The sequence below is a fragment of the Sorangium sp. So ce367 genome (genome assembly GCF_051520455.1).
GTDB classification, from domain to species: domain Bacteria; phylum Myxococcota_A; class Polyangia; order Polyangiales; family Polyangiaceae; genus Sorangium; species Sorangium cellulosum_B.
This window is the reverse complement of the sequence record NZ_CP150334.1, coordinates 10,420,001-10,440,717: the sequence shown is the minus strand read 5'-3', so window position 1 is coordinate 10,440,717 and position 20,717 is coordinate 10,420,001. Positions and strand designations below refer to the sequence as shown.

Here is a 20,717-nt window from a genome sequence, read left to right as displayed (position 1 = left end):
CAGGGCCGCGGCCGGAGGGAAGGTCCACCGGCAGCATCGGCCGATGCCGCGTGGGGGACGGCAGGGCGATGGCACATGCTGGCACGGCGCTGCTCTCCCGGCGGCCGGAAACACGTGTGTTTGCCCGGTACATGCCTTGCTTGTCGCCGTCCATGCGAAACTTCCTGCTTCGAATCCTGGTCGCATCCCAGTGGGGCGCGAGCCTCGCGCTGGTGTCGGGCTGCGGCACGCACGTCGAGTCCGGCTCCAGCTCGAGCTCGCCTGAAGGCGCGACGTCGGGGCCGAGCTCCAGCTCGAGCTCGACGGCGGGCGCGACATCGGGGCCGGGCTCGAGCTCGACGGCAGGCGCGACATCGGGGGCCGGCGGAGGCGGCGAGGTCGATCCTCCCGACGCCTCGGCGCCGCTCGATCCCTATCCGGATCCGACCTGCGTCGGGCCGTTTCATGACGGCGGGTATTACGGCCAGTGTTGCTACGAGGTGCACTGCACGGCGCCGGTCGGCGGCGCCTGCCCTGCGGCCTCCGAGGCTGCGCCGCACCTCGATGACCTGCCGCCCGGCTCGGGGACGTGTACGTGCAGCGCCGAGGGCGAGGGCGCGGCCGGGTGGATCCAGGGCCCCTACGCGAACCGGACGGCGTCGGATCCGGCGAGCTGCTGCTACCTCGTCGGTTCCATCTCCTGTGAGGGGCGCCCCCTCCTGGTCCGGGGCGAGCCCCGCGTCGCGCCGCTCGCGCGCGCCCCGAGCGCGTGGTCGCAGACCGACTTGCGGCGCTTCGAGCGCGCGCTCGCCGACGCCGACCTGAGCGCGCTCGCGCCCGCGGCGCGCCGCGAGCTCGCCCGGCGCTGGGCCGAGCGTGGTCAGAACGAGCACGCCTCGGTCGCCTCCTTCGGCCGCTTCGCGCTCGCGCTGATGGCGCAGGGCGCGCCTCCCCAGCTGCTCGAAGCGGCGCACCGCGCCGCGCTCGACGAGGTGCGGCACGCGCGCCTCGCGCTCGCGATCGCCTCGGCGTACGCGGGGGAGCCGGTGGGCGTCGGCCCGCTGCCCCTGCACGGCGCGCTCGACGACCTCGGCTCGCTCGAGACCCTCACCCTGGCGACCGTCGTGGAGGGCTGCGTCGGAGAGACCCTCTCGGCCATCGAGGCGGAGGTCGCCGCGCAGGCGGCGGAGCCGCCGGCGGTGCGCATGGCGCTCCAGGCGATCGCGCGCGACGAGGCCCGCCACGCGGAGCTCGCCTGGGCGTTCGTCCGCTGGGCCGTCACGACGGGCGGCGCGCGCCTTCGAGAGCGCGTCGCCGCGGCCTTCGCGCGCGCGCTCGACCAGGTGGGCACCGGAGCGCCGGGCATGGCGGACCGCGATCTCCCGACCTCCCACGGGTTCCTCGCCGCCGACGAGCTCCACCGGCTGCGGCGGCAGGCCGTGGCCGACGTGCTCCGCCCCGCCGCCGCCGCGCTCGTCGACGAGCGTGGTTCGTCCGCAGGACGAGAGTTCAGCGGCGCTCGCGGGAATGCCGTGCTGCGCGGCGGCCCGGCGTACCTCTCGACGTGACCTGGCGCCTGGCAAACGCCGTTCGTCGGGGCCGCGCCGGGCCCGACCTCGCGGACGCCGGCGCGCTGCCGAGGCGGCGCGCCTGCGACGACCTGGTTCCTGGCGCGCAGTCAAGCCCTGGGCACGATCTTGCTTGTGCGTCGCGGCGAGGTGGAACGACATGGCTACACTCTCGACGTCTGCATGGGTGCTGCATGAGCTCGGTCTGGCCGCGGGGTTCGGTGGCCCCCTCTTTGGCCGGCTGGCGTTGCGCCAGGCGGTCAAGGACATCCATTCCGAGGCCGAGCGGGGCAAGGTGCTCTCTGACGCGTGGCAGCGGTACAACCTCGTCAGCGCGATCTCGCTCGGCACCGCCGCGGCCACCTGGTTCATCGGGCGGACGGTGATCTCGGGGCGATCGATCGACCGTGAGACCCGCGATCTGGTGCGCTTGAAGGACATCCTCCTGGGCGCGACGCTCGCCACGAGCGTCGCCAGCATGCTGGGCGGACAGCAGATGCGCGAAGAGGCGCCCGACGGCGGCGTGCCCCTCCTCAAGGAGGGTGAAGCGCCGGCGCCGCGCCCGCCCGCGAAGGCCGCGGCGCTGCACCGGCTCCTCGGCGTCATGGGGCCGCTCAACATCGCCCTCACGGCGGGGGTGATCGGCGTGACCACGGTCCTCGCCATGAAGTCCGGTCGTTCGGCGAAGTGGAGCCTCCTCTCCCGGCTGCTGCCTTGAGCTGCGCCCTCCCGGGAGCGCTCGCCGGAGAGAGCCGGCGCGCCGCCCTCGGTGCTGCCCACTGGCGCCGACCTGGGCCGCGCCGGCGCGCGGCGTCGCGCTCGTGATACGGTGGGCCGATGAAGGTGATGACAATCCTGGTGATCGCCCTCGTCGCCCTGGGCTGCGGCGACGAGCACGGCGAGGAGGGGTGCCCCGAGCTCTGCGAGCGAGCCGTGGAGTGCCCGGGGGACGCCGAGACGGAGCAGAGCTGCCTCGCGATGTGCAGCGCCGATACGGAGGCCGCCGAGGAGGCTGGTTGTCACGACGCGTGGGAGTCGTACCTGGAGTGTCGCAACCACGCCGAGGACAACTGCGATCCCGCGAAGTACGACGAGGAGTGCAGCATCCAGAAGGAATCGCTCAGCAGCTGCCTGGACCGCAGCTGAGCCGGGGTGCCGGCGGGCGCTCGACCGCGTGAGCGCCGCCCGCCCGGCCCGCGGCTACTCGAAGCGGTGGACCTCGCGCCCGCTCGGGAGCTCCTCCGGGATGAGCGCCTCGAGCCGCTCCGGCGTCGCGCGCGGGTCGAGCAGCGCCTCTCCCACGAAGGCGCAGAGCCAGCTGATCTCCTCTTCCGTGAGGTCGATCGGCTCCTGCAGCAGCGGATCGACGGCGGCGAGGACCGGCGCGAGCGGGCCCATCTCACCCCGCAGATCGCGATCGAGGTGCTTGTTCGTGTACTCCGTGGCCGACGTGGTGACGTCGAGGTGGTGGCGGATGGCGCCTTCCAGCGACGTGAACGAGCCGTTGTGGAAGAACGTGGGCTGGAGGGCGACGTTGCGCAGCGGCGAGGTCCTGAACTTGTACCGATCGGCCGGATCGCCCGTGACCTGCTCCAGGCCGAAGTCCTCATCGGCGTTCGGGCCGTCGAAGACCACGTTCGAGTGCGCCGGATCGTCGGTCGGCGCGATCTGCGGCACGCCGATCGCGTGCTGCTGGAAGTCGCTGAACATCTCGTTCGACTCCCCCGACACCGCGTGGCACCTGACGCACCCCGCCTCGCCGAAGAAGAGCAGCGCGCCGCGCTTCTGCTCCAGCGTCATCGCGTGCCGGCGGCCGCGGGCGAACCTGTCGATGGGCGCGTCGGCGAACGTGAGCGACATCTCGAACTCGGCGATGGCGGCCGCGATCATCTCGTAGGTGACGTCGTCCCCTCGCTTCACCGCCCGGAAGCTCTTGGCGAACCGCTTCCGGTACGCCTTCACGTCGTTCACGCGCTCCGTGACCTCCTCCCGCACGACATCGTGCGATGACGGCGCCTCGTACCCGGTCATCTCCGTGATCTCGGTCGGCGGGATGAAGGCCTGGGCGTTGAGCAGGTGCGGCAGGGAAGAGAGCGACATCCCCTCCGGCGCGGTGAACGAGAACCCCTGGCTGTTGTCGAAGGGGTCGCCGGACACGGCGAAGAACCGAGAGTTCCACATCAGCGTCGGATAGAAGGCCGTGTTGATGATGGTGGGCGTGCGGCGCTGGTTGCGCGGCCCGGTGCGGCGCGGCCCGACGACGCCGTTGTTGTCGATGCCGATGGCGATCGACTGCGTGTCGGCGAAGCCCGCGGTCGGCGCGTGGCAGCCCGAGCACGAGTTGTCGTCGTTCAGGCCGAGGAGGCTGTCGAAGAAGAGGTCACGCCCGAGCTTCGCGAGCTTCTTGTCGAGCTTCCGCCCGAGCCGCGACTCCAGCGTCGACTCGATCTCTCCGGTGAACCCGTGTCGTGCGAGCACCTTGGCGAGCCGCTCATCGACGGAAGAGCCATTGGCGCGCGCCGGCCGCGCCAGGACGAGCGTGAGGACGAGAAAGGCCGTCAGGGCGGCGAGCGCGCGCCCGAGGGATCGCAGGGTCATGGTGCCTCCAGGTCCCCCGGCGGGGGAGGCGCACATCGGGGTGCGCGCTTGAGATCAACCAGTCCTGCCCAGATCCTGACCGAGCGGCGGTGAATGGGATGATGGGAATCTAATGCCGTGAGCTTTCGGTCGGCAAGACAAATGAGACAAATATTCCATGATTCAAAGGGCTTACTGCGTGTCCTCGCGTATCACCGCGTATTCATGCGTATCCCCTCGTATCCTGCCGTGCTATTCCGTGTCCCCGCGTATCCGCTCGTATCCCGCCGTGCTCTTGCGTATACGGCGGTCCGTTCACCGCGTTCTCTGCGGTTGTCGCGCCTACATTCGGCGGGCGCGCCGCGCCGCGGTGCGGCGGGCTTGGCGTCGTTGTAGGTGCGTGGCCGGCGCTCCGCGACGGTGCGGCGCCCGCGCGCAGCGCGCCTCCGAGGTCGCGTGACACTCATGCTTTGTGGGGCGCGATGGGCCGTCGTATGCTTGAGGACATGGGCCGGACAGCACCTCTGGCGGATCCGACGGCGCTCGTGGGGGGCGCGCTCACCGGCGGATATCGGATCGTCCGCGTCCTCTCCGCGCAGGGCTTCGGTGTCGTGTTCGAGGCCCGGGGCCCCTCGGGTCGCCGCGTCGCGCTCAAGGTCTTGCGGCCCGAGGTCGTCACCGAGGACACGCTGTCACGGCTCACCCGCGAGGCGAGCGTCACCGCGAAGCTCGACAACGCGCATGTCGTCCCGATCGTCGATGCCGGCCACGACCTCGAGCGCGATCTCGCCTACCTCGTGATGCCGCTGCTCGACGGGACCGACGTCGCCGCCCTGCTCGCCGAGACGGGGCCGCTCGCGCCCGAGGTCGCCGTGCGGATCGCGCTCCAGGTCGCCGCAGGGCTCTCGGCGGTGCACGCTGCGGGCCTCGTCTACCGCGACGTGCGGCCGCCGCGCATCTTCCTGGAGCACCTCGCGGGCGGAGAGATCCTCGTCCGCGTCTTTGGCTTCGGGCTCTCGAAGGGCTGTGACACGGCCACCTCCGCCCCTGGCAAGGCGGCGAGGAGCACCGATCCTCTGCGCGACGAGTCGGGGCCGCGGGACCGCACCGCCGACGTGCGGGGTGACGTGTTCGGCCTGGCGGCGACGCTCTACGAGATGCTCTGCGGCGTCTCGCCGTGGGCCGAGCTCGACGTCACGGCGGACACGGCCGAGCTCGGCCCCGCGGACACGGCGGCGGACGCGCCGGCGTCGTCCCTTGCGCCTCTTGCGCAGCTCCCGTCGATCCAGGATCGCGCCCCGTGGATCGAGGCGCGCCTCGCGGCCGCGCTCTCGCTCGCGCTGCACAGCGACGTGGACCGGCGCTATCCGTCGATCGAGGCGTTCGCCGAGGCGCTGCGCGCCGCGTCGGGCAGCGAGGAGCGCATCACCATCGACATGCTGAGGCCGCTCGATCCCGAGCTGCGCGAGGCCATCGCCGAGCGCGCCGGCGCCGAGACCGATCCGCTGGTCGGCCGCGAGCTCGGCGGCCGGTACGCGGTGCGCCGGCTGATCGGGCGCGGCGGGATGGGCGCCGTCTACGAGGCGGAGTCGCCCGAAGGGCGGCGGGTGGCGGCCAAGGTCATCTTCAAGAGCGCCGTCGGGCAGGACGACCACGCCGTGCGCCGCTTCATCCGCGAGGCGCGCGCGGTGACCGCGATCCAGAGCCCGCACGTCGTCAAGACGTTCGAGCTGGGCATGGATCTCACGCTCGCGACGCCGTTCATCATCATGGAGCTCCTGCACGGCGTCGACCTCGCCAAGCTCCTCAGGATGCGCGGGCCGCTGGAGCCGGAGCCCGTCGTGCGCGTGTTCATCCAGGCGGCGCGCGGGCTCGCGGCGGCGCACGCCGAGGGGATCGTGCACCGCGACATCAAGCCGGCGAACCTCTTCCTGCACGCGCCGTTCGAGGGCTCGGCCCAAAGGCCGTCGACCTCGATCGCGCCGCCGTCGACCCGGCGCGGCCCGCTCGCTTCGGGGCCGCCGTCCACCCGGCGCGGCTCGCTCGCTTCGGCGCCGCCGTCCACCCAGCGCGGCTCGCTCGCGGCGGGGCCGCCGTCGGTGCGGCGCCCGTCCGGCTCGGTCCGCCCGCCGCCCTCGGGGCGTCGCCCGTCCGGCTCCATCCGCCCGCCGTCGTCGAGCGATCGCAGGATCGTGGTCAAGGTGTGCGATTTCGGCATCGCGAAGCGCACGGGGGATGGCGTCTCGCACGAGCTCACGCGCGCCGGCGGTGTGCTCGGGTCGCCCATCTACATGTCTCCCGAGCAGGCGAAGATGGCGAAGGACGTCGATCACCGCTCCGACATCTGGAGCCTCTCGGTCTCGCTCTACCAGGCGCTCTGCGGGAGCTGCCCCTGGGATCCCAACGCCTCGCTCGCCGAGCTCCTGCTCGCGATCTGCACCGAGCGCGTGCCGCCGCTCTCCGGGGCGGCGCCGTGGGTCTCCCCGGCGCTCGCGGCCGTCGTGCACCGCGGCCTCCTGCGGGATCCCGCGGAGCGCTGGCAGAGCATGGAGGAGCTCATCGCCGCGCTCGAGCCGCACGCGGAGGGCACCGGCGTCGTCACGCTGGATCAGCTGCGGGGCATCGACCCCGAGCGGCGCGCCGGCGCCACCCCCATCTCCGCGCTGCGCGAGTCCGGGCTCTCGCGATCGGCCGAGGGGGAGGAGCGATCCATCGGCGGCAGCTCCTTCACCGCGGTGAAGGAGCCTTCCGGCGCGGCACGGCGGCGCTTCGTCGGGGCGGCGGTCACCGTGGTCGCCCTGGCCGCGATCGGCGGCGGTCTCGCGCTGCGCGCCTCGACGGGCAACGAGCCGCCCGCGTCGCCCGCCGCGCCGAGCGAGCCCGCGCTGCCCGTCGCGCCCGCGCCTGCGCCTGCGCCTGCGTCCTTCACCGCCGTCGTGACGCTCCCGAAGGAGGCGACGGCGCGGGTCAACGGCGCGGCGCGTCCGGTGAGCGACGGCCGGCTCGACCTGACGGGCAAGGCCGGCGACACGTTCGAGATCGAGGTGACCCGCGGCGGCGCGACCACGAAGGAGACGGTGTTCCTGCTGAGCGACGGCACGATCCGCCCCGATCGCATCGATCTCCAGCCGCCCGCGCCGGCCTCTGCGTCGGTCGCGGCCTCCGAGCCTGCCCCGCGCCGTGACAGGAAGAGCCGCGCCCCGCGCGGCGCTCTTCCCGTGGCCGAGCCTGCCACGCCCTCCGCCACGGGGGCGCCTGCGGCTCCGCCGGCTCCGACCGCAGTGGTTCCGGTCGACCGGTGGTGAGACCGATGCCGCGCGCCCGTCGCGCCCTGCGGCGCTGCTTTGCGGCGTGCGCGCTCGCCGTGGCGAGCGCGGCGCCTGCGCCTCCGGCCCGCGCGCAGCCCCCGCCGGCGGCGGCTGTCCCGGGCGTGCCACCCGAGCCGCCTGCCTCGGCGCCCGCGGCGCCCGCGTCGACGGACGAGGCGCTCGCCCGGGCCAAGGCGCTCTTTCAGGAAGGGAACGAGCTGCGCAAGATCGGCGACTTCCAGCGCGCGCTCGAGCTCTACCTGAGGTCGCGTCAGATCGTCGCGTCGGTGCCCAACACGCTCAACGCCGCGTTCTGCCTCGATCAGCTCGGGCGTTACGACGAGGCGCTCGAGCTCTACGAGGCGCTGCTCACGGAGCTCCGCGCGGAGCTCGGCGAGCCGGAGCGCCGGAGCGTCGCGTCCGCGATCGCCACGCTGCGAGCGCGGATCGGCAGCGTCGTCATCTCGTCGAACGTCGATGGCCTGGTGCTCATCGACGGGAGGCAGCGCGGCCGGCTCCCCCTCGCCGGCCCGATCCGGCTGCTCCCCGGGGATCACACGCTCCGCGTGGTCAAGGACGGCTGGCACACGTTCGAGCGGATCGTGACCGTCGGGGTCGCCGAGACCAGGTCGGTGGACGCGAAGCTCGATCCGCTCGCCAGCACGGGCCGGCTGAAGGTCGAGGACGAGCGGCTCGTCGGCGCCGATCTCACCATCGACGGCGCGCTGATCGGCCAGCTGCCGTGGGAGGGCGCGCTCGCGCCCGGCCCGCATTTCTACTCGGTGCGCAAGGGCAATTTCGGCTCTGCGCCCCGCGAGGCGAACGTCATCGCGGGGCAGCTCGCCGTCGCCACGGTCGAGGCGGGGCCGCTCGGCGAGGAGGTCCGCGTCGTCGCCCAGCCGCTGAGCGCGGATCTGACCATCAACAGCGTCCCGGTCGGCAAGGGGCAGTGGCGCGGCGCGCTGCCGCTCGGGCGCCACACCTTCGAGGCGCACGAGCCGGGCTATTTCTCGCGCACGCTGCGCGCGACCGTCGACAGGACGACGAGGGGCGACATCGTCCTGCCGCTCGCCATCGACGACGCTCACCCGCGCTGGGGTCGGAGGGTCGGCGTCTTCCGGCTGGAGGCGACCGGCGGCTATGCCTTCGCCTCGTCGCTCGAGAGCGACGCCGAGCGGAGCTGCGGCAGCTACAGCTGCTCGGGCATCTCGCGCCCGTCCGGCGTCCTGGCCGGCGTGCGCGGCAGCTACGAGTTCCCGATCGGCGCCGCCATCGAGCTCACGGCCGGGTACCTGAGCCTCCACACGACGCTCGATCGCTCGCTCGACGCGACGTATGCCGATCCGCGCGGGGGCAACGAGAGGCTCCCCATCCGCTACAGCTTCCACGACGACATCGGCATGGCCGGCGTGACGGTGATCGTCGGCGGCAGCTATCATTACGGGCTGTCGTCATGGCTCGACGTCGGCGGCGCGCTCGGGCTCGGCGTGGTGCTGGCCGAGATGAGCGACGAGGTGACCGGCACGGCGTCCGACGCGGAGAGGACCGTCAGCGTGGCCGTGCAGAACGCGGGCAGGGCCGTCCGCGCCGCCGCCCCGTTCGCGATGCCCGAGCTGAGGCTCCGGCTGAAGCTCGGGCGCCTCAGCGCCAGCGCGGGCCTCGGCGTCGGCTTCTTCCTCGTCGACGGCCCGCCGCTCGAGACGGGCAACACCTACGTGGTCGGGGCCGAGTGCGACGAGGCGCGCCCCACGGTCGACTGCGCGCCGGGCAAGAAGGTCGTGTTCGAGGAGCTCGCCCACGGCACGTTCACGATGTTCTTTCCGAACGTCTCCGCGGGGTACCGGTTCTGAGCGCCGCCGCGCGGGGCGCTCACCGGTTCGCCTGGTCCCTCGCGAGGCGCGCCTGCTCGCGCACGAGGTCGAAGAGGGCCGCCGCATCGAGCAGCGACGTCGTGAGCCGGCCGAACTGGATGACGTCGCCCACCGAGACCTCCAGCGGCTCGCTCTCGGAGAGCACCTTGCCGTTCACGCGGGTCCCGTTTTGCGAGCCGTTGTCGATGAGCACGAGCTGCCCCTGCTCATTCCGCCGGAAGTGCGCGTGCAGCTTGGACACCGAGGGGTGGCGCAGCACCACGTCGCAATTGCGCGTGCGGCCCACCGAGATCTGGTCGAGATAGGGATTGCCCTTCGCCTTGACGAGCTGGAACACCTCGCTCGCTGGGCCGGGCGGAGGCGGCGGTTTCCGGTGCGCCGCCGGCGATGCGGCGACCGTCCGGAACGCGATCTGCTGGTTGTCCGGACCCGCCTCGGACACCACGAGGAGCAGGTTCGTCACCTGGCGGACGAAGCGGTCCCGAGGCATCACACGCGCTAGCTCGATGATGTCCCCTGAGTCTTCCACGATGTGTCGAGTATAAGCCGATCCGGCGCCGCGAACCGTCCAGGGAGGCACTTTTGCCGTGGCGTCCCGCCCATGCACGGCGTCCCGCGCACGTGGAACCGCGATGCCGCCCGCACGTCATCGCAGCGCAGCGCGAGGCACCCCGGGCCCCCGAGCGCATCTCGGCATGCAGCGCGCGATGCCGCGACCTCACGCGCTGCTTTGTTACCGTGTTGCAGTAATTCTCTGGCGTTGGTTCGAGCTCAACGGGCAGCTTGTGCTCGAACGCGCCGGGATCTGGCGTACCTTCCGCGCCTATGCACGCACCCGTTCGTGGACGCATCTCGGTCAACCCCCGTGGCTTCGGGTTCCTGAACATCGAGGCCTCTCCGGAGAAGGCGGGGGGGCCGGGCAGGCCGGGCTTGGCTGCCGTCGGGCCGGCGACCGCCTTCATCGCGCCGCCCGATCTGAACCCGTTCCTCGACGGCGACGTCGTCGACGCGGTGGTCGTCGAGGCGGAGCCGGGCCGCTTCAGCGCGTCGCAGCTCGCCCTCGTCCAGCGCGATCGCTCCGAGCTCTTCGGGACGGTCGTATCGCACGCGAAGCGGCCGCACCTCCGGGTCGATCGCCTCGTCTCCAACACGGACTGGCCGTTCAAGCCGGGCAGCGCCGACGACCTCCCCGAGGGCGCCGCGGTGGTCGCCACCATCGAGGGCGCGGCGGTCGTCCCTGCGCGCGTCGTCGCGTCGGAGGCCGACCTCGGCATCGAGCGTTGCCTCGCCCGCAACGGCGTGCGCGCCGTGTTCTCGGGCGAGGTCCTCGAGGCGTCGCGCGCCGCGGTCGCCGCGGTGTCGGTCGAGCGTGAGCTCGCGCGCGGCCGCCGCGACCTGCGCGACGTCATCACCGTCACGATCGACGCGCCCGTCACCACGGACATCGACGACGCCGTCTCCGTGCTGCCGGCCGGGCCCGACGGGGCGCTCCGCGTCCTCGTCTCGATCGCCGACGTGGACGTGTTCGTCCCCGAGGGCTCGCCGCTCGATCTCGAGGCCCGCGCCCGGGGCACGAGCGTCTACCTGGCTGGCCGCGTCATCCCGATGCTCCCCGACACGATCTCCAGCGAGGCGGCGAGCCTGCTCCCGGGGGTCGATCGGCTCGCGGTCACGGTCGAGCTGCGCATCGACCCCGAGGGGGGCATCACGTCGATCGACCTGCACGAGAGCGTGATCCGCTCGCACGCCCGCCTCTCGTACGACGCCGTCGAGGAGTTCCTGACGACGGGCCGCTCCGCCGGCATCCCCGAGGCCGCCCGGCCGGTCGTGCGCTGGCTCCGCACCGCGGCCGCGCGGCTGTCGACGGTCCGCGCGGCGCGCGGCGGCGTCGAGCTCGATCGCGAGGAGGCGTACGTGACGCTGGACGCCGAGACGCGCGAGCCGACCGCCGTCTCGCCGCGCTCCGACACGGGCGCGCACCGCCTCATCGAGCGGCTGATGGTGGCGGCGAACGAGGCGGTGGCCAGCTGGCTCGTGGCGCGCGGGCTCCCCTGCGTCTTTCGTGTCCATGACGAGCCGACCGAGGAGCGCGTCCGCGCGCTCGAGCAGTTCGCGCACAACTTCGGCGTCGAGGCCGGCTTCGGCGCGCGCCTGAGCCCCCTCGGCCTCGCCGCGTTCGAGGCGCAGTACAGGGGCTCCGAGCTCGCGCCGGCCATCCGCACCGTGCTCGGCAAGGCGCTCGGCCCTGCCCGGTACACGGGCGCCGGAGGCCTGCATTTCGGCCTGGGGGCGCCGCTGTACCTGCACTTCACGTCCCCGATCCGCCGCTACGCCGACCTCGCGGTGCACCGCGAGGTCAAGCGCTATCTCCAGGGCCGCCGCGACCAGCGCGTCGACTCCGAGGCGCTCACGTCGCTCGCCCACCACCTGAACGCGCGCGCGCGCAACGCCGCCAAGGCCGAGACGGAGCGGCACCGCATGCTCGTGGCGCGCCTCTTCGCCTCCCGCGTCGGCGAGGAGATCGAGGGCTACATCGTATCCATCAAGCCGTTCGGCCTCGTCGTCCAGATGGTCGAGTCCGGCGCGACGGGCACGATCGCGCTGGAGGCGCTGCCGGGCGGCCCGTATCGGATCGACGTCGCCGCGCAGGCGCTGGTCGGCGCGAGCCGTCGCTACGGCATCGGCGAGCCGATCCGCGCCGCCATCGCGGCGACCAACGAGGAGCTCGGCCGCGTCGACCTCGTCCCTGCGGGCGCTCGCGGCGCCGCGTGACCGGGGCCGCGGCTCGGGTCTACGGCGACAGGAGCACGACGAACGCGTCGGTGCCGTTCGCCTCGCGCTCGCCGAGGCCGAAGTCGATCTTCCCCTCGGCGGTACCAGAGAGCGCGATGACCCCCGTGCTCGGCGCGGTGGCCGCCGCGTTCGACTTCTGGTTGCCGGCGGCGCCGAGCACCTTCCCCCAGAGGTGGTTGCCGTCGGCGTCGAGCTTCGCCACGAAGGCGTCGAAGCCGCCGCCGCTGGGCAGCGGCCCGCCGCCGAGGTCGACGACGCCCTGGACCGAGCCGGTCACCACCACGCCGTTCTCCGCGTCCGCGACGATCGACGTGCTCTCCTGCATGCCGTCTCCGGCGAACCACCGCGCCCACACGGGCGCGCCGTCGGGGGCGAGCGACGCCACGAACGCCGTCTGCACATCGTTGGCGGGGAGCGTGCCGGCCGCTCCGAAGTTGAGCGCGCCCATGTACGTCCCGGTCACGAGCACCGCGCCCGAGGGAGCGACGGCGATCCCGGTGCCTGCCTGCGACGCCGTGTCTCCATAGTCCGAGAGCCAGACGCCGTTCCCGCTGCTGTCGAGCTTCAGGACGAACAGGTTCGGCCCGAGCCCGGTGTTCCTCACCTGTCGGGGGCCGACGGTCAGGGTGCCGTTGTACCGGCCGGTGACGAGCACGCTGCCGTCGTTGCCGACGGCGGCGCCCATGGCGAACTGGTTCTTGTCGTCTCCGTAGATCCTCGTCCACTGGGGGGCGCCGAGCGGATCGTACTTCCGCACGAAGATGTCGGTGCCGCCTGCGCTGGTGGCGCAGATCGGGTTGCCGCCGGGGACGGGCGACGCCGCGCAGAGCAACGATCCGCTGAAGTAGCCGGCGATCACGATGTTTCCGCTGGGGTCGACCGCGATCGAGCGCAGCGTTTGATCGGCCGCGTCGCCGAGCTGGCGTGCCCAGCCTTGCTCGCCCTTCTCTCCGGTCATCGTGACCACGAAGGTGTCGAGCGCGTTGACGCTGCTCAGCGTCGTGCCGCCGAACGTGAACGAGCCGTAGAACGTCCCGCCGAGCACGAGGTTGCCTTCGGGCGTCACCGCGAGCCCGTTGAGCGTCTCGGCGCCGCTGCCGCCGAACCTCACGCTCCAGCGGTGCTGTCCGGAGGGGTCGAAGCTAGCGACGTACACGTCGGAGGTGCCGATGCTGACGAGGGCGCCCGTCTCCTTGCCGGTCAGGTTGATGGTCCCCGAGAAGGTGCCGCCGATGTAGACGTTTCCCTGCGCGTCGACGCCGACGCTGGTCGCGCTCTGGGTGTTCTGATCACCGTAGAGGGCGGCCCAGAGCGGCGCGCTGCAGGCGAAGCCGTCGCAGTCCTCGTCGGTGTCGTCCGTGCACGTCTCTCGTTGCGGGGTGACCTGGCCGGCGCACGGCCGCCACGACGTGCCCGAGAGATCGCACATCTGCAGCCCCACCGCGCAGAGCCCCACGCCGCTCGTCCCCTCGGGGCCGCTGTAGCAAGTCTTGATCTGGCCCGGGGTACACACGCACTCCGCGTCGGGCTCGTTCGTCGCGCCGTCGCAGTCGTCGTCCACGGTGCTGCTGCAGTCCTCGGGCCTCGGGACCACGGCGCCTTCGCACTCGCCGAAGCTCTGGCCGTCTGGCTGGCACCTCCGCACGCCCGCCGCGCACACGCCGACACCCTCGGTGTCTGCCGGGCCGGGATAGCAGGGTTGCACGTCGCCGACGCTGCAGAGCGGCGGCGCGCCTCCGCTGCCGCCGCCACCGTCGCCGCCGGCGTCGGGACGTGGGCCGATCGGCACCGGGTCCGAGCACGCTCCCGAGAGCGTGAGCGCCAGCGCAGACCCGACGAGCATCGATCGCGCGCGCGGGGTTGTCCTCGTCACCATGAGGGGGCGGAGCTCCATGTTCGGCGATCTGGCTTCAGTCCTGGCGTGATTTTCTCGTCCGCTGCTTCTTCTTGGTCAAGTCGATGATGAACGTGCTCGCGGGCGGCGCGCTCGCCGGAGCGTTCGGCGCGTCCGGGCGCATCGTCTCTGGCTCCTTCACGTTGCTCCGCGATCCTGGGTCGTTCACGTTGCTCCGCGATCCTGGCTCGTCCACGTTGCTCCGCGATTCGTCGGTGCTCTCCGAGGACGGGGAGAGCTGGGTCGGCCCGGCGCTCGCGCTCTGAGCCGGCAGCAGATCGTGCTGGACCGCGTCGCTCTGGGGTTCGTCGCGGAGCGCCATCCAGACCGCGAGCACGCTCACGATCATGAGCGCCACGCCGCCGAGCGCGAGCGGGACCACGAGCTTCGGCGGCAGCCGCGGCTGAGCGTGGCGCGGCGCCCACGCGGCGGCCGGCTGCTCGCCGTAGGGCGCGCTGGCGCTGTGCGGCGGCGCGGGCGCGCCGTAGGTCGAGCCGGTGTTGTGGAGCGACGAGCCGGTGTTGTGGAGCGACGCGGGCGCGCCGTGCGGTACGCCGGCGCTGTGCCGCGGGGCGGGCGCGCCGTAGGCCGGGCCGGCGTTGTGCAGGCCCGAGCCTGTGTTGTGGAGCGAGACGGGCGGGCCGTGGGGCGCGCTTGCGCCGTGCGCCGAGGCGAGCGCGCCGTAAGCCGGGCCGGCGTTGTGCAGGCCGGAGCCTGTGTTGTGGAGCGAGACGGGTGCGCTGTGGGGCGCGCTTGCGCCGTGCGCCGGGGCAGGCGCGCCGTAGGCCGGACCGGTGTTGTGCAGGCCCGAGCCTGTGTTGTGGAGCGAGGCCGGCGCGCTGTGGGGCGCGCCGCCGCCCTGCCACGATGGCGGCGCGCCGTGCGCTCCGGCGTGGCCGGCGCCGGTGTTGTGCAGGGCCGACGGCGGTCCATTCGGAGCGCCGGGGGCGGCCTGCGCCATGCCGGGGTGGCCTCCGTGCGCCTGGGCCGCATCCATGGCGCTCCCGCGCGGAGCTCCGGGCGCCGCCATCGTGGCGGCTTCCCACGAGGACGCCCCGCTGTTGCCTGGGCCGAGCTCCGACCCGATCGCGGGCGCCGAGCCCATCTCGTTCCACCTCGCGCCCGACGGGGCCGCGGGCCGCGGCGGAGGCTCGGCCTGCGCGTCCGCCGAGGCGGCCGCCGACAGGAGCATCGGGGAGAGCGGCGGCGCGCCCGCCGACGGCACGTCGCCCGCCGCGAGGCGCGCCGACGCGTGCGGCGGCGCCGCTCCATGCAGGAGCGCGCGCACGTCGGCCTGCATCGTGCGGGCGTCCGGGTAGCGCCGGTCGCGATCGAACGCGAGCGCCCTGTCCACGACGAGGCACAGCCCGTGCGGCGTCTCCGGCGCGACGCTCGCGAGCGGCGGCGCCGCCATGGTCGCCATCTTCACGAGCAGCTCGGACTCCGTGCGCGCCTCGTGGATGCGCCGCTTCGCGATCACCCGGAACATGGTCGCGCCGACGGCGAACAGGTCCGCCCTGTGGTCGACCGAGATGCCGCGCACCTGCTCCGGGGCCATGTACGACACCGTCCCGAGCGTCGCGCCCGTGCGGGTCCGCATCGCCGTCTTCACGCCGTCGCGCATGCGCGCGATGCCGAAGTCGAGCACCTTGAGGCGCCCGGTCTTCTCGACGAAGAGGTTGTCGAGCTTGATGTCGCGGTGGATGATCCCCTGCCCGTGCGCGGCGCCGAGCACGTCGAGCAGCTCATCCATGTGCCGCAGCATCTCGCCCGGTTCGATGCTGCCGAGCCGCTGGAGCCGGTCGGCGAGCGACTCGCCGTCGAGGAGCTCCATCACGAGGAACGGCGCGCCGTCCTCGGTCACGTCGATGTCGCGGATCTCGACCACGCCGGGGTGCTGGAAGCGATTGACGGCCTGCGCCTCGCGCTCGAACCGGGCGCGCAGGTCCTTCGAGCGCGCCACCTCGGGGTGGAGGATCTTGATCGCCTCGCGCCGCCCGATCTTGTGGGTCGCGGCATAGACGGCGGCCATCCCGCCGATCCCGACGAGGCGATCGATCGTCCATTTGCCCCGCAGGGTCGTTCCTACGCGCCTTTCGCAGGCCGCCCTCTCGTCGTCCATGCCCCGATCGAATGTCACAGCGTGCGGGATCGAGGTCAAGGTGAGAGCCGCGGCGGAAGCGACCTCGGCGCGCCTCTCCGCGCCGACGAGCCTACCAGCGATCCTCGCTCAATCGGGGACGGGGTGCACCCCGTCGCGCACCCAGGGATCGATGGTCCGCCGGAACGCCGCCTCGGTCCGGAGCCCCGCCAGCACGGACGCGAGCCCCCACTGCAGGCGATTCACGAACGTGAAGTCCTGCGGCATCTTCGGCACGTGGGGGATGGTGGGCATCTTCTCTCCCTCCTTGAGGGCGAGCCCCCGGATACCCCGGGTCAGGTACGCCACCGTCTCGCGCGCCTTCTCCGGGGAGCACTTCCAGGTCCCGTGCGTGCACAGCGGGACCATGAGCTCCATCGTGTAGCTGCGGTAGAGATCCCAGCTCTCGTCGGCCGGGTCGTAGCCGAGCACCTCCACGCACGCCCGGTCGAACTCCTTCCAGTCCGCGTCCATGGCGGCGCGCATGTAGCGCTTCATGCCCGCCACGAGGTCGGGCGGGAGCTGCTTCACGCAGCCGAAATCGAGGATCGTGACGCGGCCATCCTCGTGGAAGCGGTAGTTGCCCGGGTGCGGGTCGGCGTAGAGCCAGCCGTACCGGAGCATCGAGCGGAAGGTGAAGCGCCAGATGGAGAGGCCCGCGCGGTTCTTCGCCTCCTGGCTGCCGCGCTCGCAGAACTCGGCGTAGCTCATGCCGTCGACGAGCTCGAGCGTGAGGACGCGCCTCGTGGTGAGGCTGTGGTGGATGCGCGGGATAGAGACGTCCTCGTCCCCCGCGTTCATGCGGCGGAACAGGTCCGCCATCTCGGCCTCGCGCGCATAGTCGAGCTCGGACAGGAAGACCTTGCGGAGCTCGTCGACGGTCTGCCGGGCGTTCAGCTTCTTGGCGAGGGGCGCCATCATCGCCTCGAGCATCGAGACGCTCTTCAGGTCGTTCTCGATGGCCCTGTCCATGCCGGGGTACTGCACCTTCACCGCGACCCGCTCCCCCGACCTCGTCGTGGCCCGGTGCACCTGTCCGATGCTCGCCGCCGCGAACGGCTCGCGCTCCCAGGCCGCGAACACGTGCTCGGGCGGGGCGCCGAGCTCCTCGCGGATCATCTGCTCCGCGGCCTCCGGCGACAGGGGCGGCGCCTTGTCGAGCAGCTTCTTCAGCGTGGCCTGGAACTTCTCCTCGTATCCCGGCGGCGCGAGCCCGTCGATGTAGCTCGCCATCTGGCCGAACTTGAGCGGCAGGCCCTTCATCTCGCCGAGCGTCTTCAGCATCGCCTCGGCGGTCTTCTTGACCTCCTGGGCCATCCTCCGCCGCGCCTCGGCCTCCTCCTCCTCGGTCCGGGTCGCGCCGAGGACGCGCTTCGCGCCCTCGATGGCGAACGGGATCGTGCGGGGCGCGAGGCCGGCGAGGCGCGCGAGGCGCCCCAGCTTGGAGGTCGGCGGATTGTCTCGGGGTTTGTCGTCGGCCATGCGGGACTGACTCGCTAGGGTGGAAATGTCGGCGGCGGGGTCATGCGCCCGCGCGGCGCTTCGGGGCCGCGCGGATCTTCGGAACCGGCCACATGGAGACGGTGTTCCTCAGCTGCTGAGCCTGCTCGGGAGAGATATCCCCTTCCACGTGGACCCGGGCGCGCCGGTCCTCGACAACGACCCGCACCGCGCCCCGCCCGACCGGCGCTGCGCGGAGGACGTCCGTGATGTCGTCGAGCAGCCGCTGCGGCATCCGGCCCCGGAGCAGCCGGACGTTGCGCCCCTCGACGCGCACGCAAAATAGCTCATTTGCGCGCAGGAGCGCCACGACGAGCGGCACGACGAGGGCGAGCAGGGCGACGGGGATCAGGAGGGACATGGGTGGCCGCCCACGACGAGAGCTCCTCCCCAGGCCCACCGCGGGCCCCGATCGTGAACCGGTGCCGGCCGTTGTCAACGAGGGAGACGCGGGCTGCGCGGCTGGAGCGCGCTGCGCGGCTCGGGCGCCGGCGAACGCCGCACCGGCTGCGTGGCCGTGGCGGGAGCGCGCCCGAGTTCGCCGCGCGGCTCGGGGGCCCTGGCCAGCGCGCCGCGCGGTGCCTACCTTAGCTAGCCATGACGAGCGCCGCGCCCCAGCCTGCCGCCATCGATCCGCGCCTGGATCTGCACGACGAGATCAGCCGCCTGAAGCGGGAGAGGAACGCCGTCCTCCTGGCCCACTACTACCAGGATGGCGACATCCAGGATCTCGCAGACTTCCTCGGCGACTCGCTGCAGCTCGCCCAGCAGGCGAAGAAGACGACCGCGGACGTCATCCTGTTCGCCGGCGTGCATTTCATGGCCGAGACGGCGAAGATCCTGAACCCCGAGCGCATCGTCGTGGTCCCCGACCTCGCTGCGGGCTGCTCGCTCGCCGACGGCTGCCCCGTCGACCGCTTCCGCGCCTGGCGCGCCCGGTACCCCGGCGCGGCCGCGATCTCGTACATCAACTGCTCCGCCGAGGTGAAGGCCGAGAGCGACTACATCTGCACGTCGTCGAACGCGGAGAAGATCGTCCGCGCGATCCCCGAGGGGCAGGAGATCCTCTTCGCGCCCGACAAGAACCTCGGGCGCTGGCTCGTCGAGCGGACGGGCCGCCCGATGCGCCTGTGGCAGGGCAGCTGCGTCGTTCACGAGACCTTCAGCCTGCGCAAGATCGTCGCGCTGCGCGAGCGCCACCCGGACGCGAAGCTCATCGCGCACCCGGAGTGCGAGGAGCCGATCCTGCGGATGTCCGACTACATCGGCTCGACGACCGCGCTGCTCAAGTACACGACCGCGGACGACGCGCTGAAGTACATCGTCGCGACGGAGAGCGGCATCGTGCACCAGATGCGCAAGGCCTCGCCGCACAAGGAGTTCATCGAGGGGCCGCCGGAGGGCAACTGCGCTTGCAACGAGTGCCCCTTCATGCGGCTCAACACGCTCGAGAAGGTCTATCTCGCGCTGCGCGATCTCGCCCCGCGCCTCGAGATGGCGCCCGAGCTGCGCGAGCGCGCGCGCGTCCCGATCGATCGCATGCTGGCCCTCAGCTGAGCTCGCCGCGCGACGCGGCGATCACAGCACGAGCGAGAGGCCGAGCGTCTGGACGAACGAGCCTCGGGCCTGCGGCAGCGCGCCGACGTTGCGCCGCTGCCCCTGGGCGTCGATGGCCTGGCCTTCCCGGGTGGCGTCGCCGCCCCGGCCGAGCAGGAAGGCGCCCGAGGTCTCCAGCTCGATCGTGAGCCAGCGGCGGATGACGTCGAACGACACCCCGAGCCCCAGCGGGATCTCGACGTACGACGCGCCGCGCTCGCGGATCGTGAACTCCCCCCCGGGGTCAAAGACCCGCATGCGATCGAAGTCGAACCGGTCGTAGCCGACGCCGACCGACAGCCACGACCGGGCGCGCTCGCCGAGCGGAAGCGTGGGCGCGAGGCGCGCGCCGAGCGCGAGGGTGCGGACCGTGGGCGCGCCGTCCTCGCGTGGCTCGGCCGTGATCGGGCCGGGCTGCGCGAGCGCGCCCGCCTGGAGCGCGAGCTCGTGCTCGGCGTGCACGAAGAACGCGGAGAAGCGCAGGTAGTCGAAGATCTCCCAGCGCGCGTGGGCCCCGACGCCGATCGCGGGCTTCAGGCGAATCCCCGTCGGCTGGCCGGCGGCGTCGTTCGAGCCGAACCGATTGACGAGGGCGATGTCCGCGCCGACCTCGATGTGCCTGGCCCACGGCAAGCGGGTCCGGGGGGGCGCGGGCGGCAGCGGCGGCCGCGGAGGTCGCGGTGGCTGCTCGGCGGAAGCGGCATCCGTGGAGGTCGCGGCGCTCGAGGGCTCCTCTGCGTGCGCGGTCGAGGTGCAGGCGAGCGCGACCGCGCACGCCGCCGTGCCTCGTCCGACGCGGGCGCGAGCGGTTCGCATGCCCGCCCTTGTAGCAGGCTTTTGTGAGCGGCCGAGCCGCCAGCTGCGCTCGCGCCCCCGCCGCCTGCTGCGGGGCCGCCGGGCGCGCTCCGTCGCCGAGGTGCTCTTCCCTGGGCCGGTGGCAGGGGCCCGTCGGGTCGGGCAAACTCGTCTTCATGCGTGCAAAGCCCATCGCCTCCCTGTTCTTCCTGGTCCTTGCGCAGCTCGGTTGTTCCGCCGAGCGCAAGCCCGACGCCGAGCCGGCTCCTGCGGCCGCGCCTCCCGCCGCCGCCGAGGGTGCATCGCCGATGCAGGCGTCCGCTGCCGGGATCGCGCGGCTCGAAAAGAAGCAGTTTGGCGCGCCCATCACGGAGAGCTCGACGACGCCGCTGCCGGTGCTCCTGCAGGAGCCGGGCAAGTTCAGCGGAAAGACCGTCCGGACCGAGGGGGTCGTCTCGGCCGTGTGCAAGTCGATGGGCTGCTGGATGGAGATCGCCGACGAGTCGGGCAGCGCCCACATCAAGATGGCGGGCCACAGCTTCTTCGTCCCGAAGGACGCCTCCGGGCACCGGGCGGTCGTCCAGGGCAAGATGGTCACCGGCGAGGCCGAGGAAGGCGCCGCGTGCGGCGCGAAGGACAACTGCCGCGGTGAAGCCGAGAAGCAGACCGGGCGGGTCGCCAAGATCGAGCTCGAAG

15 protein-coding genes (1 of these 15 cut by a window edge) are annotated in these 20,717 nt (G+C 72.6%); 8 read left to right on the top strand and 7 right to left on the bottom strand.

Features of this window, described 5'->3' with window-relative positions; genetic code table 11:
* Positions 1-152 precede the first annotated feature (152 nt).
* The 3 genes from WME97_RS39560 (at position 153) to WME97_RS39550 (ending at position 2,693) form a co-directional block, all read left to right on the top strand.
* Positions 153-1,547 (top strand): hypothetical protein, encoded by a 1,395-nt coding sequence (locus WME97_RS39560; protein WP_437545420.1) that lies wholly within the window; start codon positions 153-155, stop codon positions 1,545-1,547.
* Between the two features lie 160 nt (positions 1,548-1,707).
* Positions 1,708-2,265: a hypothetical protein gene (locus WME97_RS39555; protein ID WP_437545418.1), complete on the top strand. Its 558-nt coding sequence runs from the start codon at positions 1,708-1,710 to the stop codon at positions 2,263-2,265.
* A 119-nt stretch (positions 2,266-2,384) separates the two neighbouring features.
* Positions 2,385-2,693 (top strand): hypothetical protein, encoded by a 309-nt coding sequence (locus WME97_RS39550; protein ID WP_437545416.1) that lies wholly within the window; start codon positions 2,385-2,387, stop codon positions 2,691-2,693.
* A gap of 54 nt (positions 2,694-2,747) precedes the next feature.
* Here WME97_RS39550 and WME97_RS39545 read toward each other — a convergent pair whose 3' ends face one another.
* On the bottom strand, positions 2,748-4,145 hold the full coding sequence (locus tag WME97_RS39545) for a cytochrome-c peroxidase (protein WP_437545415.1): 1,398 nt from the start codon (positions 4,143-4,145) through the stop codon (positions 2,748-2,750).
* A gap of 485 nt (positions 4,146-4,630) precedes the next feature.
* On the opposite strand from WME97_RS39545, the gene WME97_RS39540 reads away from it, so the two are divergent.
* Both WME97_RS39540 and WME97_RS39535 read left to right on the top strand, forming a co-directional pair.
* Entirely contained in the window at positions 4,631-7,429 is a 2,799-nt protein-coding gene (locus WME97_RS39540; protein WP_437545413.1) for a protein kinase domain-containing protein, read from the top strand.
* 5 nt (positions 7,430-7,434) lie between these two features.
* Positions 7,435-9,282, top strand: coding sequence for a PEGA domain-containing protein (locus WME97_RS39535; protein ID WP_437545411.1), 1,848 nt, complete (start codon positions 7,435-7,437; stop codon positions 9,280-9,282).
* A 19-nt stretch (positions 9,283-9,301) separates the two neighbouring features.
* On the opposite strand, the gene WME97_RS39530 is transcribed toward WME97_RS39535, so the two are convergent.
* Complete coding sequence (locus WME97_RS39530) at positions 9,302-9,832, bottom strand: FHA domain-containing protein (RefSeq protein WP_437545409.1); 531 nt, start codon at positions 9,830-9,832, stop codon at positions 9,302-9,304.
* Between the two features lie 296 nt (positions 9,833-10,128).
* Here WME97_RS39530 and WME97_RS39525 point away from each other — a divergent pair, with 296 nt between their 5' ends.
* Positions 10,129-12,075, top strand: coding sequence for a ribonuclease R family protein (locus tag WME97_RS39525; RefSeq protein ID WP_437545407.1), 1,947 nt, complete (start codon positions 10,129-10,131; stop codon positions 12,073-12,075).
* Positions 12,076-12,094: 19 nt separating this feature from the next.
* On the opposite strand, the gene WME97_RS39520 is transcribed toward WME97_RS39525, so the two are convergent.
* The 4 genes from WME97_RS39520 to WME97_RS39505 all read right to left on the bottom strand — a co-directional run bounded on the left by WME97_RS39520 (position 12,095) and on the right by WME97_RS39505 (position 17,991).
* Entirely contained in the window at positions 12,095-13,990 is a 1,896-nt protein-coding gene (locus WME97_RS39520) for an SBBP repeat-containing protein (RefSeq protein WP_437545405.1), read from the bottom strand.
* 16 nt (positions 13,991-14,006) lie between these two features.
* Positions 14,007-16,112, bottom strand: coding sequence for a protein kinase domain-containing protein (locus WME97_RS39515; RefSeq protein ID WP_437545403.1), 2,106 nt, complete (start codon positions 16,110-16,112; stop codon positions 14,007-14,009).
* Positions 16,113-16,220: 108 nt separating this feature from the next.
* Positions 16,221-17,612 carry an ABC1 kinase family protein gene (locus WME97_RS39510; RefSeq protein ID WP_437295225.1) on the bottom strand — a complete coding sequence of 464 codons (1,392 nt, stop codon included), beginning with the start codon at positions 17,610-17,612 and terminating at the stop codon, positions 16,221-16,223.
* Between the two features lie 40 nt (positions 17,613-17,652).
* A complete protein-coding gene (locus tag WME97_RS39505; RefSeq protein ID WP_272102678.1) occupies positions 17,653-17,991 on the bottom strand; it encodes a DUF3634 family protein in 339 nt (112 codons plus the stop codon).
* A gap of 236 nt (positions 17,992-18,227) precedes the next feature.
* On the opposite strand from WME97_RS39505, the gene nadA reads away from it, so the two are divergent.
* Positions 18,228-19,187, top strand: coding sequence for a quinolinate synthase NadA (gene nadA / locus WME97_RS39500; protein ID WP_012240033.1), 960 nt, complete (start codon positions 18,228-18,230; stop codon positions 19,185-19,187).
* Between the two features lie 21 nt (positions 19,188-19,208).
* On the opposite strand, the gene WME97_RS39495 is transcribed toward nadA, so the two are convergent.
* Positions 19,209-20,042, bottom strand: coding sequence for a hypothetical protein (locus tag WME97_RS39495; protein ID WP_437545400.1), 834 nt, complete (start codon positions 20,040-20,042; stop codon positions 19,209-19,211).
* Positions 20,043-20,197: 155 nt separating this feature from the next.
* Here WME97_RS39495 and WME97_RS39490 point away from each other — a divergent pair, with 155 nt between their 5' ends.
* Positions 20,198-20,717, top strand: the 5' portion of a protein-coding gene (locus WME97_RS39490; protein WP_437545398.1) for a DUF4920 domain-containing protein. The gene runs 26 nt beyond the window's last position; the window shows 520 of its 546 coding nt (coding positions 1-520); the start codon lies at positions 20,198-20,200; the stop codon falls past the right edge of the window.

Excerpts from the sequence above, each read along its gene's own strand:
- WME97_RS39550 (WP_437545416.1), top strand. The coding sequence starts at position 2,385 with ATGAAGGTGATGACAATCCTGGTGATCGCCCTCGTCGCCCTGGGCTGC.
- WME97_RS39535 (WP_437545411.1), top strand. The coding sequence starts at position 7,435 with ATGCCGCGCGCCCGTCGCGCCCTGCGGCGCTGCTTTGCGGCGTGCGCG.
- WME97_RS39520 (WP_437545405.1), bottom strand. The coding sequence starts at position 13,990 with ATGGAGCTCCGCCCCCTCATGGTGACGAGGACAACCCCGCGCGCGCGA.
- WME97_RS39515 (WP_437545403.1), bottom strand. The coding sequence starts at position 16,112 with ATGGACGACGAGAGGGCGGCCTGCGAAAGGCGCGTAGGAACGACCCTG.
- WME97_RS39540 (WP_437545413.1), top strand. The coding sequence starts at position 4,631 with ATGGGCCGGACAGCACCTCTGGCGGATCCGACGGCGCTCGTGGGGGGC.
- WME97_RS39495 (WP_437545400.1), bottom strand. The coding sequence starts at position 20,042 with ATGCGAACCGCTCGCGCCCGCGTCGGACGAGGCACGGCGGCGTGCGCG.
- WME97_RS39545 (WP_437545415.1), bottom strand. The coding sequence starts at position 4,145 with ATGACCCTGCGATCCCTCGGGCGCGCGCTCGCCGCCCTGACGGCCTTT.
- WME97_RS39560 (WP_437545420.1), top strand. The coding sequence starts at position 153 with ATGCGAAACTTCCTGCTTCGAATCCTGGTCGCATCCCAGTGGGGCGCG.
- WME97_RS39505 (WP_272102678.1), bottom strand. The coding sequence starts at position 17,991 with ATGTCCCTCCTGATCCCCGTCGCCCTGCTCGCCCTCGTCGTGCCGCTC.
- nadA (WP_012240033.1), top strand. The coding sequence starts at position 18,228 with ATGACGAGCGCCGCGCCCCAGCCTGCCGCCATCGATCCGCGCCTGGAT.
- WME97_RS39525 (WP_437545407.1), top strand. The coding sequence starts at position 10,129 with ATGCACGCACCCGTTCGTGGACGCATCTCGGTCAACCCCCGTGGCTTC.
- WME97_RS39555 (WP_437545418.1), top strand. The coding sequence starts at position 1,708 with ATGGCTACACTCTCGACGTCTGCATGGGTGCTGCATGAGCTCGGTCTG.
- WME97_RS39510 (WP_437295225.1), bottom strand. The coding sequence starts at position 17,612 with ATGGCCGACGACAAACCCCGAGACAATCCGCCGACCTCCAAGCTGGGG.